15 protein-coding genes are annotated in these 14,704 nt (G+C 62.4%); 6 read left to right on the top strand and 9 right to left on the bottom strand.

From position 1 onward, the window contains the following. Positions 1-160: 160 nt before the first annotated feature. The 4 genes from GQ651_RS11530 to GQ651_RS11515 all read right to left on the bottom strand — a co-directional run bounded on the left by GQ651_RS11530 (position 161) and on the right by GQ651_RS11515 (position 4,351). Complete coding sequence (locus tag GQ651_RS11530; RefSeq protein WP_160764402.1) at positions 161-1,720, bottom strand: ABC transporter substrate-binding protein; 1,560 nt, start codon at positions 1,718-1,720, stop codon at positions 161-163. 112 nt (positions 1,721-1,832) lie between these two features. Then, positions 1,833-2,363 carry a GAF domain-containing protein gene (locus GQ651_RS19100; protein ID WP_160764401.1) on the bottom strand — a complete coding sequence of 177 codons (531 nt, stop codon included), beginning with the start codon at positions 2,361-2,363 and terminating at the stop codon, positions 1,833-1,835. 126 nt (positions 2,364-2,489) lie between these two features. Next, positions 2,490-4,070: an ABC transporter substrate-binding protein gene (locus GQ651_RS11520; RefSeq protein ID WP_160764400.1), complete on the bottom strand. Its 1,581-nt coding sequence runs from the start codon at positions 4,068-4,070 to the stop codon at positions 2,490-2,492. An 86-nt stretch (positions 4,071-4,156) separates the two neighbouring features. After that, a complete protein-coding gene (locus GQ651_RS11515; RefSeq protein ID WP_160764399.1) occupies positions 4,157-4,351 on the bottom strand; it encodes a zinc-finger domain-containing protein in 195 nt (64 codons plus the stop codon). A 276-nt stretch (positions 4,352-4,627) separates the two neighbouring features. Between GQ651_RS11515 and GQ651_RS11510 the strand changes: the two genes are divergently transcribed. The 3 genes from GQ651_RS11510 (at position 4,628) to GQ651_RS11500 (ending at position 7,113) form a co-directional block, all read left to right on the top strand. Further along, positions 4,628-5,488, top strand: a complete 861-nt coding sequence (locus GQ651_RS11510; RefSeq protein WP_160764398.1) for an EamA family transporter — start codon at positions 4,628-4,630, stop codon at positions 5,486-5,488. A 179-nt stretch (positions 5,489-5,667) separates the two neighbouring features. Beyond that, a complete protein-coding gene (locus GQ651_RS11505) occupies positions 5,668-5,943 on the top strand; it encodes a hypothetical protein (RefSeq protein WP_160764397.1) in 276 nt (91 codons plus the stop codon). A gap of 213 nt (positions 5,944-6,156) precedes the next feature. Next, positions 6,157-7,113: an NAD(P)H-binding protein gene (locus GQ651_RS11500; RefSeq protein WP_160764396.1), complete on the top strand. Its 957-nt coding sequence runs from the start codon at positions 6,157-6,159 to the stop codon at positions 7,111-7,113. A gap of 12 nt (positions 7,114-7,125) precedes the next feature. Here GQ651_RS11500 and GQ651_RS11495 read toward each other — a convergent pair whose 3' ends face one another. Together GQ651_RS11495 and GQ651_RS11490 are read right to left on the bottom strand one after the other, a co-directional pair. Further along, a complete protein-coding gene (locus GQ651_RS11495; RefSeq protein WP_160764395.1) occupies positions 7,126-7,491 on the bottom strand; it encodes a histidine triad nucleotide-binding protein in 366 nt (121 codons plus the stop codon). Positions 7,492-7,507: 16 nt separating this feature from the next. After that, complete coding sequence (locus GQ651_RS11490) at positions 7,508-9,085, bottom strand: DUF5928 domain-containing protein (protein ID WP_160764394.1); 1,578 nt, start codon at positions 9,083-9,085, stop codon at positions 7,508-7,510. A 147-nt stretch (positions 9,086-9,232) separates the two neighbouring features. Between GQ651_RS11490 and GQ651_RS11485 the strand changes: the two genes are divergently transcribed. After that, the gene (locus tag GQ651_RS11485) at positions 9,233-10,036 is read left to right on the top strand and encodes a sulfotransferase family protein (RefSeq protein WP_160765140.1); all 804 of its coding nucleotides are present in this window, start codon (positions 9,233-9,235) and stop codon (positions 10,034-10,036) included. Between the two features lie 159 nt (positions 10,037-10,195). Continuing rightward, the gene (locus GQ651_RS11480) at positions 10,196-10,558 is read left to right on the top strand and encodes a hypothetical protein (protein WP_160764393.1); all 363 of its coding nucleotides are present in this window, start codon (positions 10,196-10,198) and stop codon (positions 10,556-10,558) included. 76 nt (positions 10,559-10,634) lie between these two features. Here GQ651_RS11480 and GQ651_RS19095 read toward each other — a convergent pair whose 3' ends face one another. Genes GQ651_RS19095 through nudC form a run of 3 tightly spaced genes read right to left on the bottom strand, consistent with a single transcriptional unit; the run spans position 10,635 to position 12,534 of the window. Continuing rightward, positions 10,635-11,042 (bottom strand): GFA family protein, encoded by a 408-nt coding sequence (locus GQ651_RS19095; protein ID WP_160764392.1) that lies wholly within the window; start codon positions 11,040-11,042, stop codon positions 10,635-10,637. A 58-nt stretch (positions 11,043-11,100) separates the two neighbouring features. Then, positions 11,101-11,559, bottom strand: a complete 459-nt coding sequence (locus tag GQ651_RS11470; RefSeq protein ID WP_160764391.1) for an SRPBCC family protein — start codon at positions 11,557-11,559, stop codon at positions 11,101-11,103. 15 nt (positions 11,560-11,574) lie between these two features. Beyond that, positions 11,575-12,534, bottom strand: a complete 960-nt coding sequence (nudC, locus tag GQ651_RS11465; protein WP_160764390.1) for an NAD(+) diphosphatase — start codon at positions 12,532-12,534, stop codon at positions 11,575-11,577. A gap of 188 nt (positions 12,535-12,722) precedes the next feature. Between nudC and GQ651_RS11460 the strand changes: the two genes are divergently transcribed. Beyond that, the gene (locus GQ651_RS11460; RefSeq protein WP_160764389.1) at positions 12,723-14,699 is read left to right on the top strand and encodes a bifunctional 2',3'-cyclic-nucleotide 2'-phosphodiesterase/3'-nucleotidase; all 1,977 of its coding nucleotides are present in this window, start codon (positions 12,723-12,725) and stop codon (positions 14,697-14,699) included. Positions 14,700-14,704: the final 5 nt, after the last annotated feature.

Genomic DNA, 14,704 nt, shown 5'->3' with positions numbered 1-14,704 from the left:
ACCTTAATGTCGGTCAGGATTGACGAAAATTAAGGTTAACGTCCGCACTCTTCGGGTCCGGGAAGTCCTGCAGCATGTCGAATTTGGATGCGAAACGCTTCTGGGCGGTGAATGCATGCCGCGGCGCGCAGAGGGGGCAGACGCCCCCTCCCTTGCTTCCTCAGTTCACGGTCACCCAGCGCAGGATGAAGAAGTCGTCCGGCCGCTGTGTCATCTCGACACCCGAACGGACGCCCCAGAGAAGCGGCTGCACATAAAGCGGCACATAGGCCACCTCGTCCTGCAGGATGCCGGCGACCTCATCCAGCATCGCCTGCCGCGTACCCTCATCCAGTTCGGACTGGATCGCCGGCAAAAGCTCGTCGACACGCGCGTTCGAGTAGTCGCCGAAATTCCAGGTGCCAAGATTGTCCTGCGGCGTGTGCGCCAGGAAGCGCACGGGATGCTCGGCATCGAACGTGCCGGGCGACCAGCCGAGGAGATACATGTCGAAATTGTCCTCGCGCAGTTCCGGCCAGTAGTTCTGGACCGGCATCGCATCCAGTTCCGCCGTGATCCCCACCTGGGCAAGCATCCCCGTCACCGCCTGGCAGACCGCCTCGTCGTTCAGGTACCTGTTGTTGGGGCATTTCAGGCCGAAGGCGAAACCGTCGCCGTAGCCCGCCTCGGCCAGAAGCGCGCGGGCGCCGTCAGGATCGTAGGCGTAAGGTGCCGCGTTTGGCTCGGAAAAGCCGCGCATGGCCGGGCTGACAAGCTGGCTGGCCGCTTCGGCATTCCCGCGCATGATCGTCTGAAGGATCGCAGGGACGTTGATCGCCTTGGCCACAGCTTCGCGGACGCGCACATCCAGGAATGGGTTGGGCTGACCGGCATTTGCAGCGTATTTCAGGGTTTCGGCCTGATGTGGAAAGCCCAGCATGATGACGCGGGCCTCGATCCCCTGAATCACCTCCACATCCGGCGCAGAGGCGAGACGTTCGGCATCCTGAATCGGCACCGGGTTGATGAAATCGACCTCGCCGGACAGGAGCGCGGCAACGGCTGTCGCCGGGTTCTGGATCGGCGTGAATTCGGCCCGCGTGATGTTGTGCTCGGGCGTTCCCCACCAGTCGCCGAAGGGTTCGAGCACCGTCCGGAGGCCCGGCTCACGGGCCGTCACACGGAATGCCCCGGTGCCATTGGCGTTGAGGGTCGCGAAGTTACCCTGATCCTTGTCGGGGCGCACCGTGCCGTTGGCCTCGGCCCAGCCGGAATCCATGATCATCCAGTTCGCGATCGAGTCAGGGAAGATCGGGTTCGGCGCGCTCGTCATGATCTCGACGGTGAAATCGTCGACCTTGCGGACCTCGCTCACCGGCGCGAACCACGACCGCGTGTCGGCCTCCTCCGACGAGGCGCGCTCGTATGAAAAAATCACGTCATCGGCGTCGAAGGCCGATCCGTCATGGAACGTCACGCCCTGACGTAGGGTAAATCGCCAGCCCTCGCCGTTGCCTACCGACTCCCACGAGGTCGCGAGCGCGGGTTCGACCGTCATGTCCTTTCCGCGCCGAACCAGCCCTTCATAGACGTTGTTCAGAAAGCCAAGCACCGGCGCCGAGTTAACCGCATGAGGGTCCATCGTCTGCGGGTCGGTGGTGCCTGCCCATCGGAATTCGGCGGCCGACGCGGCGGTTGCTGTCAGAGCCAGCAGCGCGGCTGTGGCGGCGATGGTTTTCATGGACGATCTCCCTCGGCATTATTGCGGTGTTGTTTCAGTACGATGGACCAGCATTGCCCGCCAGAACGACCGGCACAATCCGCCTCGCGACAACGTGAGCGGGAAAGGCGCGTCATCCGGAGGGCTGGGCGCGCGACAGAAGTCGGATTGTCGCCAGCGACGCTTTCAGCAGAATCGATTGATCGACCAGATGGGCCATCTCGCCGATTTGTTCGCGCTGCCGATGCGACCACAGCCGGGGCTTGTCATCGAAAACGCAAAGCGTGCCGATTGCGGTATTCGCGGGATCCAGTATCGGTGCTCCAAGGTAGCTCCTGACCGAATACCGCTCGATGAAAGGGCTTTTCAGCATTTCCGGGTCTTCGTGGGTTTCCGTAATTCCGACAAGCCGCTGTTCGGCGATGATGCGTCGGCAAAGCGGGAAGCTGGGAGGATCCTTGAAATGACCAAGATCCTCGGCCGCAAAGCCATGCGCGGCCCGGACAACGATCCGGTCGCACGCACGATCGAACACGGTGAGTTTTCCAAATCTCACTCCGGTCAGCTCGGCTGAAAGGCGTACGATGGAACACCACACCGGGTCCGCCGGTCCATCTACTAGACCGAGGTCGCGAAATTCGAAGTAAGGGCGCCGCAGCGTCATCCGCGGAAACAGGGTGAGTGTCCCATCGCAAGAAAAATAGAAGTGACGCAGCGGAAATCAATCGGCCAAAAAAAAACGCCACCGGCTTCTCAAGCCGGTGGCGTCAGTCTTCAGATGCGCAGAGGCTTAGCCGCCAAGCGAGAAGTACTTGAACTTCGGCTGGTCCTCGGGATCGACTTCGATGCCGACATTTTCCTTCATGCCCCAGTTCAGAACCTGGTGGTGGATCGGAATGTAGAGCACTTCGTCCTGAACCGTCTGCCAGATATCGGCGATCGTGGCATTCCGAGCCTCCAGATCGGTGTTCGACGCCAGGCTCACGATCTTCTCGTCAAGCTCGGGGTTCGAATACCGGGTGCCGTTCCACGACCCGTACTGGTCGCCCTTGGTATGGACGAGGAAGTTGAAGATGTATTCCGAGTCGTACGTCGGAACACCCCAGCCCAGCATGTAGAAGTCGGTCTCGAGGTTATTGATCAGCGGGAAGTGCTGTGCCTTGGACTTGGCGTCAAGGTTCACTGTGATGCCGATCTGAGCAAGCATCCCGACAGTCGCCTGGCAGATTGCTTCGTCATTGACGTAGCGATCGTTCGGACAGTCGAGCTGGATCGAGAACCCGTCGCCGTAGCCAGCCTCTTCCATGAGCGACTTGGCACGGTCGAGATCGGTTTCCGGCACCGCGTCGAGCTCTGCGGTCCAGCCGTTGACGAACGGAGGCATGATGACGCCCGCGGGCTGGGACTGATCGCGCATCACGACCTGCTGGATCGCTCCACGGTTGATCGCCATGTTCATTGCCTGACGCACACGCACATCTGCGAGCGGGTTCGCACCGTCGACCGAGTCATTGGCCAGATCATCGTCGCCCATGTTCAGACCAAGGAAGATGACGCGGTTCTGGGGTGCGGTCTTTACGACAAGACCTTCTGCATCGCCCACGCGACCGAGGTCCTGCACCGGCACGTCCTGAATGAAGTCCACCTCACCCGAGAGAAGCGCGGCGACACGGGTCGCGGCGTTCTGGATCGGGGTGTATTCGATCCGTGTCACATCGAGCGGGAACATGTCCATGCCCCAGTAATCGTCGTTACGCTCGAGTACGGTGCGCACGTCGGGTTCGCGGCTGACCAGCTTGTAAGGGCCGGTGCCGTTGGCGTTCTTCGCGGCGAATGTATCTTCACCACCTTCGACGTCCTGCACCTTTACGGCGTTGTTCGCCTCGGCCCAGTCTTTGTCCATGATGAACAGGTTCGTCATGTTGTTGGGCAGGATCGGGTTCGGACCATCGGTCACGAATTCCACGGTCATGTCATCGACGGCGCGGATTTCGACGATCGAGTTCAGAAGCTCCTTCATGTCGGAGTCTTCGGTCTTGGCACGCTCGAACGAGAAGACCACGTCCTCGGCGGTGAAGGCCGAGCCGTCGTGGAAGGTGACACCGTCACGCAGGTTGAAGCGCCAGACGTTCGGATCGTCGGTCGGGCCCCAGTCGGTGGCGAGCGCGGCCTCGAATGCACCGGTCACGTCGCGGATGATCAGCGGCTCGTAGATCTGGTGCGCCAGCGTATGGGTCGGACCCTCGTTCTGCGCGTGCGGGTCGAGCGTCAGCGAGTCGCCGGCGCGGGCCCATTTGATGGTTTCAGCCGAAGCTGCGCCCGCAATGAGCGCCAGGGCCGAAGCCGCAAGAAGTGTGTGGCGAAATGCCATGTGAGTTCTCCCTGAACTTTGTTCTTGGTGGCGCAACTGTTGCGCTTGTCAGGAAGAAGTGCAAGCCGAAGCGCTTTGACCTTGGGTCAGCTTTTCTTGAGCACGTAGCGCTTGTCGCAGTAGCCGCAGTCGACGTACCCGCTCGCCGGGTCGATGGACAGCCAGACGCGCGGGTGCCCGAGCGCCCCCTCGCCGCCATCGCAGGCGATCCGGGTCTTCGACACCTCTTCGGTTTCGGGCGGCGGAATATCGTCGGCGCGTTCTGGCGTGATCGAGGACATGGACGGCTCCGTTTCGCGTGTCGCGCCGCATACTAGCCCCGGGCGCGGCAGGCGCAAGGCGGCAATCGGCAGAAGCCTTGCCAGCGCCACGCCGGACGCCTAGCGTCCACCCAGCCTATCCATGTGCGGCTAGGGTTCCGCTGCCCTCAAAACGGGCAGGCCGGACCGAGCGCCGTCATGAGCCAACCGATGGCGGACACCCGAGGACGAAAAGACCAGAGGGGATGGACAGGGCGCGATGACGCTTGTCCAAGCTCTTGATCGGAGACCCTGAAAATGTCGCTACTCGGTCTGGCCCTCGTTCTTGCCGCCGCTCTCTGCCACGCAACCTGGAATGTCTTCGTCAAGAAGATCAACGGCGGACCCGAATTGCTCTGGCTGTTCTCTGCCGTGGCACTGGTTCTCTACGGGCCGCTGGCCTTGTGGATTCTGCTGGTCGAGCGCCCGGCGCTCGGCTGGGTGGAGCTTGGCTTCATCGCCGGCAGTTCGCTGATCCACCTCGGCTATTTCCTGATGCTGCAGGCGGGCTACCGCAAGGGCAACCTGTCGCTGGTCTACCCGACAGCGCGGGCGACCGGACCGCTTCTGTCGAGCCTCTTTGCCGTTCTGATCCTGGGCGAGGTGCTCAGTACGCAGATGGCGGTCGGCGCGGGGCTGATCGTCTTCGGGGTGCTGATGCTAAGCGGCGGCCTCCGGCGCGGATCGGGGGCTGAGTTGCGGACATCGCTGCTCTTCGGCCTTGGAACGGGACTGCTGATCGGCAGCTACACGGCCTGGGACGCCTATGCCGTCTCGGTCCTGCTCGTGCCGCCCCTGCTGCTGGACTACGCCACGACCCTTGGCCGCGTGATCCTGCTGGCACCGGTGGCGCGGCGGCGGCCGGAGCGCGTGCGCCAGCTCTGGCGCGAGCACCGGGGCGGCGTACTCGTGATCGCGGTCTTCAGTCCGCTGGCCTATATCCTCGTCCTCTACGCGCTGACCTTCACGCCCGTCACCTATGTCGCGCCCCTGCGCGAGGTCAGCGTGCTTCTGACCGTGATCGCGGGAAGCGTTCTGCTGAAAGAAGGGCATCTGAAAGAGCGGCTGGGATGGGCGGTGGTGATCCTGACGGGCATGACTCTCTTGGTGACGGGCTGACAGGCCGGGTCTTACCATTCGAACCGGAAAGCGCCGTGCGCGGGGCATGACCGCCGCGCCGCTCTCTGTCCTCCTCGTCGGCCCCACTCACCAAGCCTGACCGGAGCGCGGGACGCTGCATTTGACAGAACAACCGCCCGCGCGTCGCGTCCTATTGGTATCTGTTTGGGGGAAAGTTCATGAAATTCCATATCTTTTTTGCAATATCGGCCAGCGCCGCGCTTGCGACGTCTGCCGTCGCTGAAACAACGGTCGTCGGTGGTGGCGCTCAGGACGCCGGCGCGACGGTTACGACAGAGCCTCGCGATCCACGTGGGGGCGGTGGTACGCTAAGGACAATCAACCCGCCGAGTGAACAGGAAATCGCGAATAGCGGCGGCACCGTAAAGGGTGCGACGATTTCCGGAGAGGTCGCAGAAATAGTGATGAACAGAGTAGAAACCACAGTCGACTAGCGAGCGGATAGAGGCCGCGTCCGCGCGGCCCACTTCCACCGCCAGCCACCGACACGGCGGACACCTGTCCGCGAATTAGGGCACCTCGGCACAGGCGGGGACCCGCCTGCTGATCCCGTTGCACCGGTCAGCACCTTGGGTGTCCGACCCGCCGCTGCCCCTCGCGGCGCGCGGCCCCTTTCCTTTCCCGGGCGAACGCGGTTTGGTCGGGTCATGACCGCACCGCCCCTCTCCGTCCTCCTCCTCGGCGCGACCGGCACCGCCGGGCGCGGGGCCGCCATCGGCCTGACCGAGGCGGGTCACAGGGTGACGGCGCTGGTTCGGGAGGGGTCGGACGCGGATGGGTTGCCCGACGCTCTGAGCATACGACGCGGCGCGCCGCTTCACCTGGAAAGGCAGCACGCAGAGGGTTTCGACGCGCTCGTCATCTGCCTTGCCTCGCGCACCGGCCTTCCCCGCGACGCGTGGGAGATCGACCACGCCGCAACGGTCCGCGCCATCGACGCCGCGAAGGCCGGCGGTATCCGCCACGTGGTGCTGTTGTCGGCCATCTGCGTGCAGCGGCCCCAGCTTGAATTCCAGCGGGCCAAACTGGTCGCGGAAGAGCATCTGAAATCGTCCGGGCTCACGTGGTCCATCGTTCGCCCCACCGCCTTTTTCAAATCGCTGTCGGGTCAGATCGCGCGGGTGCGTGATGGCCGCCCTTACCTTCTGTTCGGTGACGGACAACTGACCAGCTGCACGCCGATTTCCGACCGGGATCTGGGACGGTACATCGCGGCCTGTCTGAACGACGCCGACAAGCAGGATCGTATCCTGCCCATCGGCGGCCCCGGCCCCGCCCTGACACCATTGGAGATGGGCGAGGAGTTGTTCCGCCTGACAGGCCGTGCCCCCCGTTTCAGACGGGTTCCGGTGCGCATGATGGATACCATCATAACCGCTCTGTCACTCGCCGGTCGGGTTTCGGCCAGCGCGCGCGACAAGGCCGACTTCGCGCGGATCGGGCGGTACTACGCCACCGAATCCATGTTGGCGCTGGATGCTTCAGGAAACTACAGCCGCGAAGCCACCCCCAGTTTCGGCGAGGATCGGCTCTTTGACCATTACCGCGATGTGCTGGAGGGACGCTCCAGCGTAGCGCTTGGCGACCACGCAGCGTTTTCCTGATCCTTCTCCGGTTCAGTCCGTCTTGAGAAGCATGGGCCCCATGCTACGGCCTGCAAGGATATGCAGATGGTAATGCGGCACCTCCTGAAGCCCGTCCCGACCCGCGTTCGAGATGATGCGATAACCGTCCGCCGCCACGCCAAGCTCGGCGACGATGTCACCGAAGGTCCGCCAGAAATCCACGATCTCGGCCTCGCTCGCGTTCGCTGCGAAATCGTCGGCGGTCACGTATGCGCCCTTGGGGATCACCAGAACATGATGCGGAGCCTGCGGCGCGATGTCCTTGAAGGCCAGAGTATGCTCGGTTTCCTTCACGGTCTGGCTCGGGATCTCGCCGCGCAGGATCTTGGCGAAGATGTTGTGGTCGTCATAGCTCATGGCGAGGGTCCTCTTGTCAGTCCACAAAGAGATAGTCGGTGCGCGCGATATCCAAGGCCTTTTGCCGGTCGATCCTCAGGAATTTCGAAAGGGGTTCGGCATTGTCCTCGGGCCGCGCGCGTTCGAGCATCCGATAGAATTCGGGGAAATTCTGGTCCCTGAGCATCTCGCTTTCATGAGCAACGTCGTTCCGGATCGTGGGGAGCAGCGTCCGGAAACCCTCTGCCGGAGTCTGGTCGCTGGCCAAGCCGACCCGCTTGGCGTGACCTTCGAGATAGGTGTCGGAGTACTGGCACTCGATCTCGAGAAGGCGCGTCTCGCTCCGGTCCGCGTAGAAGTCGCGGAACAGGTCCAGGTTCGAAGGATCGAGACAGATCATCAGCCGGTCGGTCTCGTAATAGTCGAAGAGCATCCGCATCAGGGCACGGCGGTGCCGCGTCCGTTTCGCAAGCGTCGCCTGAATGCCCCCAAGATCGGGCAAAGGCGTCGCCTCTTCGTCGAAGAGGTATTCGACACGCGGCACGTTCGACACCGAACCCACCCGGTCCAGAAGTCGCTTCGCCACGTGCCATTTCTTGCAGGTGACGATCATGAGCGAGCGCTCGCGCCCGATGGTTGCATCCTTTTCCCAGAAACGCGGCGCGAAGCGTTCCCCGATCCGGCCCCGGCCTGTCAGAAAGGTGTAAAGCCGCTCTCCTTCGTTCGAAACGCTGAACGATCGCCCGGTCTCGGAATAGAGCGCGCCCAGCCTGCGCTTCAATTCATGCGCCTCGGTGCTGATTTTGCGCGCGAACAGGAAATCCTGCGCCAGAAGCAGGTCGTAGTGATCGTTGTAAAATGTCACCGGCATCCCGTAGTCCGAGAACATCAGGAATGTCAGTGTCCGTGTCTCGATCTCGTCGCCGGGTACAAGGTGGCGCACAAGCGTCTGGAAGAACGTCTCGTCGGGGATCCAGGTCGTGCGGAAGAACCTCAGCACGTCCTTCCGCGCCGCGCAGAAATCGAGGATCGCCTCGACGGTCTGGCGCCTGAGACACCACCACTGTGAGCCGATCATAACGCGGATGTCCGCGGGCACTCTGCGCGTCACGTGCAACCGCTTCTGAAGGTTGAACGAGGTGTAGAACCGTTTGGGCTGACTGCGTTCGTTGAACCAGTGCCGATAGATCAGCCGTTCTTCCTTGAACCCGGTCTTGATCCAGTCGGACTCGAAGAAATCGAAACTTTCGATGAAATCGGCATCCCACCGGTCCAGATACTGACGTGCGTATTCCGCCGTCTTGATCGGCATACAATCGCCTGAAGTCAGGTAGAAATGCGTAGCCCTTGGAAAAGCATGGACTGCGGCCTTGAGCGCCTCGAGCGTGGCATCCACAAGGCTCCACTCGCCCCAGCCGCATTTCTTGCGCCGGGCCGCGAAGACCACGTTGGGGTTCCCGGCCAAAGACGCGACCATGTGATCGTAATCGGCACGCGGCGAGCGCGCGTCGAAATGGATCGAAACGGTATCGCCCATCGCCGTCAGACGCTCGGCCTGTGCGACGATCGCCTCCACATCCTTGTGGCAAAGAAGGAGATACGCGATCTGCGCCATGCCCCTCGTTCTTCCCTGCTCTTGTGCCCCGAACCACAGATACCCCAAGACTTTGGATTGAAGAACCCTCCGTTTTTTGCTTCTGTCACGGAAATTGGGGCCCAAAGGGCCGGATTTGAGCATTTGAGTAGGGGGCAAGCGGGCAAGATGGGGTTTCCCGGCACCTGGATGACCGAGAGCGAAAGCATGGTCTATCGGGTCGTGCCGAAATGCGCCTGCTCGACCATCGGCCAGATCATGCATTACTCGGATCATGGCCGCTTTTTCGACGGCGACATCCACGACGCGACCGAAGGCCTGCACAAGTGGGCGCTCGAGGCCTCGAAGCCCCGGATCGAAGCCAACGTGACCGAACACAAGAGCTTCGCCTTCAGCTTCGTCCGCAACCCCTACAACCGCATTCTGTCGTCCTTCTTCGACAAGATCGCCGGCATTCAGCGGAACGGCCAACGCTATCGCGGCAACCTCGTGCCGCAACTGGCGCAGAAATACGGGATCGAGGTTGAGGGGGATTTCGACCAGATCGCCATGTTCCGCCGTTTCCTGCTTTTCGCGCGCGACACGATCCGGTTCCGCAAGCCCATGGACCCCGACATCCACTGGTCATCCATGTCGGGCCATATCTCGACCTTCATCGTGAACGGCGGCCGCTATGACCGCATCTTCTGGACCGAGCAGTTCAACGACGGAATGCAGGCGGTTCTGGACGCGGTCGAAACACCTGTTCCGGTCGATCTGGGCGAGATTCCCCGTTTCAACGAAAGCGCAGGCCACGGGCCGAAAATGGCGCACAAGGTCGAAGAGTTCTTCGACGACCTGTCGATGCACCTGACCTACGAGATCTACAAACGCGATTTCGACCTCTTCCGCTACGATTTCGAGAACCCCGGCAACAAGATGCCGGTGGGCGAGATCGACCTCGACGAGGTGCACGCCAAGCTGGGGCGGTGACTGCGTAAAGCGACCGTTCAGCGTGATGGACGGTGCAAAACATCAGTCAATCGAGCACCAAGATCAGGGATTACGAATTTGCCTAGAACAATACGCACGCGCTTTTTCTATCCCGTTGGCGCAGAGCGGCTATGGGCCCTCGCGACCAGCTATGACGGATTGAGCCGCGTTACCGAGGGCATCGTCGCGTTCGAAGGTCTGCCGGACGGCCGCACCCGAACAGGGCAGTCGATAGATGTCGATGTCTCCCTGTTTGGCAAGTTGCCCAAGCAGGCCTATCACATGGATGTTCTAGAATGCGACGACGCGGAGATGATCTTGCGTTCGGTAGAAAAAGGAGCCGGAGTGAAAAGTTGGCGGCACACCCTGTCCATTACCCCATACGAGGGCGGAAGCGTTCTGACCGACACGATCGAGATTGAAGCAGGGCTATTGACGCCTCTCTTCGCTGCATGGGCGAGATATCTATACAACGCAAGACACCAGCCCCGCCTCAGGCTTCTCGAAAGCGGCGCCTTCTAGGAGTGGCCCCAACCAGAGATGGGAGCCCCGGCAATGGACAACGAATGCATTCGCTGACCGCCCTTTCCGAAAGCGTCTAGCCAGGAAGGCCATCAACCGTGGGAACCGGCGCCAGTTGATCCGTCCATTCAGCCCGGCTGGCGTAGCAGATGCGCGCGTCTGGCCGGATGTCGAGGCGACTGTCCAAGGAGCCTGCCGGCACGACCAAAAGGGCTTTGTCCGCTTGCAGCATCGGAACTGCAGAACCGCAGGCCGAGCAGAAGCTCTTCACGTGGCGCGTGGAGGGAAGCTGAAACGTCCTGACGTGGTCAAGTCCGGCCAACCATTCGATCTCGGCTTTGGATGAGAAAAGGTTTGCGGAATGAGCCGAGCCGCTGTCTTTTCGGCAACGCGAACAGTGACACAGAAAGAAACTCTCGAACGCGCCAGAGATGAGAAATCTCACCGCTCCGCAAAGACAGCTGCCCGATACCTGTTGATCCAAAGGAATTCCTCCTGCAGCCCATTCCTCCGTCGCCCGCGCGCATCAATCACGATGGCGACTAACCCAGAGCCCCCGGCAACTCCCGCGCAAAGGACGACACCCGCTCCTGAAAGCGGTGCTCGATCGTGCCCCCCGCCAGCCGGAGCGAGCCGATCAGAAGCCGAGCCGAGAGTGACGTGGCGCGAATGTCGAGCGACACCATCAGCCGGGTCCGCGTCTTGGAAAGCGCGACAAGATCCACCACGCCGAGGCAGATCAGACCCGAGGAATGCGCCTCGACGGCGAACCCGTCATCCGGCTCGATCGAGACCAGTTCGCCTTCGATGTCATAGCGCTTGCCCTTCCAGTCGAAGGGCGCACGCCAGCGGAGGCCCACGAGACCGTCAGCGTGGCTCTCGTCGCGCAAGACGTCGATGCCGCGCCGCATCAGCCGACGCTCGAACCGGTCGAAATCGGTGACTGCCGCGAAAACGGCGTCCTTGGGCGCGTCGATATCTTCTCGGGCGGTCAGGTTCATGGGCGCGTTCTGCCGTCAGTCCAGCCGGTCGGCAAGCCAGTTCTCGATCAGGAAGCGCGCGATGGCCCCCTTGCGCGCGGGCTTAATAAGGGGATGCGCGCCGGCGAAGGCCTGCATCATGTCTTCACGGCTGACCCAGAGCGCATCCTCGATCTCGTTCGGGTCGATCCTGATCTCGGCGGATGTCGCGTGGCCCTCGCATCCGAACATCAGCGACGAGGGGAAAGGCCAGGGTTGCGAGGAGAGATAGCGCACCTCCCCCACGGTAACGCCTGCCTCCTCGAAGGTCTCGCGGCGGACAGCGGCCTCGATGGTCTCGCCCGGCTCGACGAAGCCCGCCAGCAGCGAATACATCCCCTCGGGCCAACCGGGGCTGCGCCCCATCAGAACGCTGTTGCCATGGGTGATAAGCATAATGACGACAGGGTCGGTGCGCGGGAAATGGTGGCGTCCGCAGGCGGGACAGTCGCGCTGCCACCCGGCGTTCGAGATCACGCTTTTCGTGCCGCAATTCGCGCAGAACCCGTGACTTTCATGCCAACCGAGGATCGCCCGCGCCGTCGCGACAAGCTCGGCATCGCGGCGGGTGAGACGGGTCATATTGGCGCGAAGCTCGGCAAAGACGGCACCATCGCCAAGCGCCGGATGTCGCTGTTCGGACGGGTCGTGAAATGCACCAAGCGTGTCCGGCAGCGCCTCGGGATCCCAGCCGGAGATGTCCTGCGCGAAGCGTGGCGTTCCGTTGTCCAGACCGAGGAAGACCGGCGCCTCGTCGGCATGGGTCAGAACCTTGTGATCGGCGGACACCCAGAAGGCCGCGCGCGTCTGGGCATCGAGACAGGGCTTCCCCCGCCAGACAGGCAGGACCACGGGTCCGGACGCCAGCATTTCGCCCAACCGCGCCGCATCGGCCCGCAGCGCCGCCGCCCGGTCCAGCCCCGAAGTGCCGAAGGTCACCGATTCGCCCTGTCGCATCGTCCGTTCCCGTGAGTGGTACGGCGGGTTTGGCATGACCCCGCCTGCCGGTAAACCGCGAAAGCGCCCATGCTTCCGGCATCTTGCCGCCTGCCGCAACGCCAAGCGTCGATTTCGCTTTCCGATACGGAGTGCCGTGCCAAACTGATCGGATAAATTCATCGCATCTTCAGGGAGCATTCCGTCTCATGACACGCTATGTCTTTCCGGGCATGACCCGCCGTTCCTTTCTTGCCGGCACCGCCGGCGCCAGTCTGACCATGCTGCACCCGTTCTCTGCTCGCGCCGCAGCGGGGCAGGCGCATCTGCGCATCATGGAAACGACCGATTTGCACGTGCATGTCTGGCCCTACGACTATTACGGCGACCGGCCCGTCGACACGGTCGGTCTGGCCCGCACCGCCGCCCACATCGCGGATATCCGCGCCGAAGCGACGAACGCGCTTTTGCTCGACAATGGCGACTTTCTTCAGGGCAATCCGATGGGCGACTACATCGCCTATGAGCGGGGCATGAAAGAGGGCGATATGCACCCGATCATCACGGCGATGAACACCGTGGGTTTCGATGCATCGACCCTTGGCAATCACGAGTTCAACTATGGCCTCGACTTCCTGATGAAGTCGCTTGCGGGTGCGGATTTCCCGATCGTCTCAGCCAATGTGGTCAAGGAACGGGGCGGCAGCCCGACCGCCGACACCACGCTGATCCGCCCTTATGTCATTCTCGACCGGATGCTCACCGATGGCGCGGGCGAGGCGCACCCGATCAAGGTGGGTCTGATCGGCTTCGTGCCGCCCCAGATCATGAACTGGGACCGCAAGCACCTGGAGGGCAACGTCACCGCCCGCGACATCCTCGAGACCGCGCGGGCCTATGTGCCCCAGATGCGCGAAGAAGGCGCGGATATCATCATCGCGCTCAGCCATTCGGGCATCGGTTCGGCGGACGAGACCGACATGATGGAGAACGCCAGTGTGCCGCTCGCCGCCGTGGACGGGGTCGATGCACTTCTGACCGGGCACAGCCACCTCGTCTTCCCTTCGCCCACCTATGCCGATTATGCCGCCGTCGATGCCGAGGCCGGTCTGATCCACGGCAAGCCCGCGACCATGGGCGGGTTCTGGGGCTCGCACCTGGGCGTAATAGACCTGATGCTCGAGCGTGACGCCGGCGAATGGCGCGTGGTCAATCAGTCGGTCGAGACGCGCCCCATCAGCCAGCGGAACGAGGACCGATCGATCACCGCGCTGGTGGAAAGCGAGGACAAGGTGCTCGATGCCACCTTCGCGGACCATCAGGAAACGCTGGCCTATGTCCGCCGCGCCGTGGGCAAGACCGCCGCGCCGTTGCATAGCTATTTCGCACTGGTGGCCGACGATCCCTCGGTCCAGATCGTCTCGATCGCCCAGAAATGGTACATCGAAGAGATGATGAGAGGGACGGAGTACGAAGGACTTCCTGTCCTCTCTGCCGCAGCGCCGTTCAAGGCCGGCGGTCGTGGCGGACCCGAGTATTACACCGACGTGCCCGCGGGCGACGTGGCGATCAAGAACGTGGCCGACCTCTATCTCTATCCAAACACGGTCCGGGCGGTGAAAGTGACCGGGGCGCAGGTGCGCGACTGGCTGGAGCGCTCGGCCGGCATGTTCAACCAGATCGACAAGGACGGGGACGAACAGCGCCTTCTGAACCCCGACTTCCCGTCATACAATTTCGACGTGATCGACGGCGTGACCTATCAGATCGACCTGTCAGAGCCCTCAAAATACGACTCGAAGGGCGGGATGTTGAACCCCGACGCCAACCGGATCAAAAACCTCGCCTTCAATGGCGCGCCGGTGACGGACGACATGGAGTTCATCATCGCCACCAACAACTACCGGGCCTCAGGCGGAGGATCGTTCCCCGGCGCCGACGGCTCGACCGTGATCTTCGAGGCGCCCGACACCAACCGCGACGTCATCGTGCGGTATATCGTCGAACAAGGCACAATCCAGCCGTCAGCCGACGCCAACTGGCGCTTCGCTCCCATGGAGGGCGCGACCGTCCTGTTTGAGACCGGACCAAAGGCGGCGGACTATATCGACGACCTCAAAGGCGTAGATATCGCCCCTGCAGGTGACGGAGCAGACGGCTTTGCCCTGTTCCGTCTGAAGCTCTGAGCAAC

This window comes from Kangsaoukella pontilimi, assembly GCF_009830125.1.
Lineage (GTDB): Bacteria > Pseudomonadota > Alphaproteobacteria > Rhodobacterales > Rhodobacteraceae > Kangsaoukella > Kangsaoukella pontilimi.
This window is presented reverse-complemented; position numbering and strand designations above follow the sequence as displayed.

What these genes read in the sequence shown, in the direction of transcription:
- GQ651_RS11530 (WP_160764402.1), bottom strand. Translation starts at nt 1,720, where the DNA reads ATGAAAACCATCGCCGCCACAGCCGCGCTGCTGGCTCTGACAGCAACC.
- GQ651_RS19100 (WP_160764401.1), bottom strand. Translation starts at nt 2,363, where the DNA reads ATGACGCTGCGGCGCCCTTACTTCGAATTTCGCGACCTCGGTCTAGTA.
- GQ651_RS11520 (WP_160764400.1), bottom strand. Translation starts at nt 4,070, where the DNA reads ATGGCATTTCGCCACACACTTCTTGCGGCTTCGGCCCTGGCGCTCATT.
- GQ651_RS11515 (WP_160764399.1), bottom strand. Translation starts at nt 4,351, where the DNA reads ATGTCCTCGATCACGCCAGAACGCGCCGACGATATTCCGCCGCCCGAA.
- GQ651_RS11510 (WP_160764398.1), top strand. Translation starts at nt 4,628, where the DNA reads ATGTCGCTACTCGGTCTGGCCCTCGTTCTTGCCGCCGCTCTCTGCCAC.
- GQ651_RS11505 (WP_160764397.1), top strand. Translation starts at nt 5,668, where the DNA reads ATGAAATTCCATATCTTTTTTGCAATATCGGCCAGCGCCGCGCTTGCG.
- GQ651_RS11500 (WP_160764396.1), top strand. Translation starts at nt 6,157, where the DNA reads ATGACCGCACCGCCCCTCTCCGTCCTCCTCCTCGGCGCGACCGGCACC.
- GQ651_RS11495 (WP_160764395.1), bottom strand. Translation starts at nt 7,491, where the DNA reads ATGAGCTATGACGACCACAACATCTTCGCCAAGATCCTGCGCGGCGAG.
- GQ651_RS11490 (WP_160764394.1), bottom strand. Translation starts at nt 9,085, where the DNA reads ATGGCGCAGATCGCGTATCTCCTTCTTTGCCACAAGGATGTGGAGGCG.
- GQ651_RS11485 (WP_160765140.1), top strand. Translation starts at nt 9,233, where the DNA reads ATGGGGTTTCCCGGCACCTGGATGACCGAGAGCGAAAGCATGGTCTAT.
- GQ651_RS11470 (WP_160764391.1), bottom strand. Translation starts at nt 11,559, where the DNA reads ATGAACCTGACCGCCCGAGAAGATATCGACGCGCCCAAGGACGCCGTT.
- nudC (WP_160764390.1), bottom strand. Translation starts at nt 12,534, where the DNA reads ATGCGACAGGGCGAATCGGTGACCTTCGGCACTTCGGGGCTGGACCGG.
- GQ651_RS11460 (WP_160764389.1), top strand. Translation starts at nt 12,723, where the DNA reads ATGACACGCTATGTCTTTCCGGGCATGACCCGCCGTTCCTTTCTTGCC.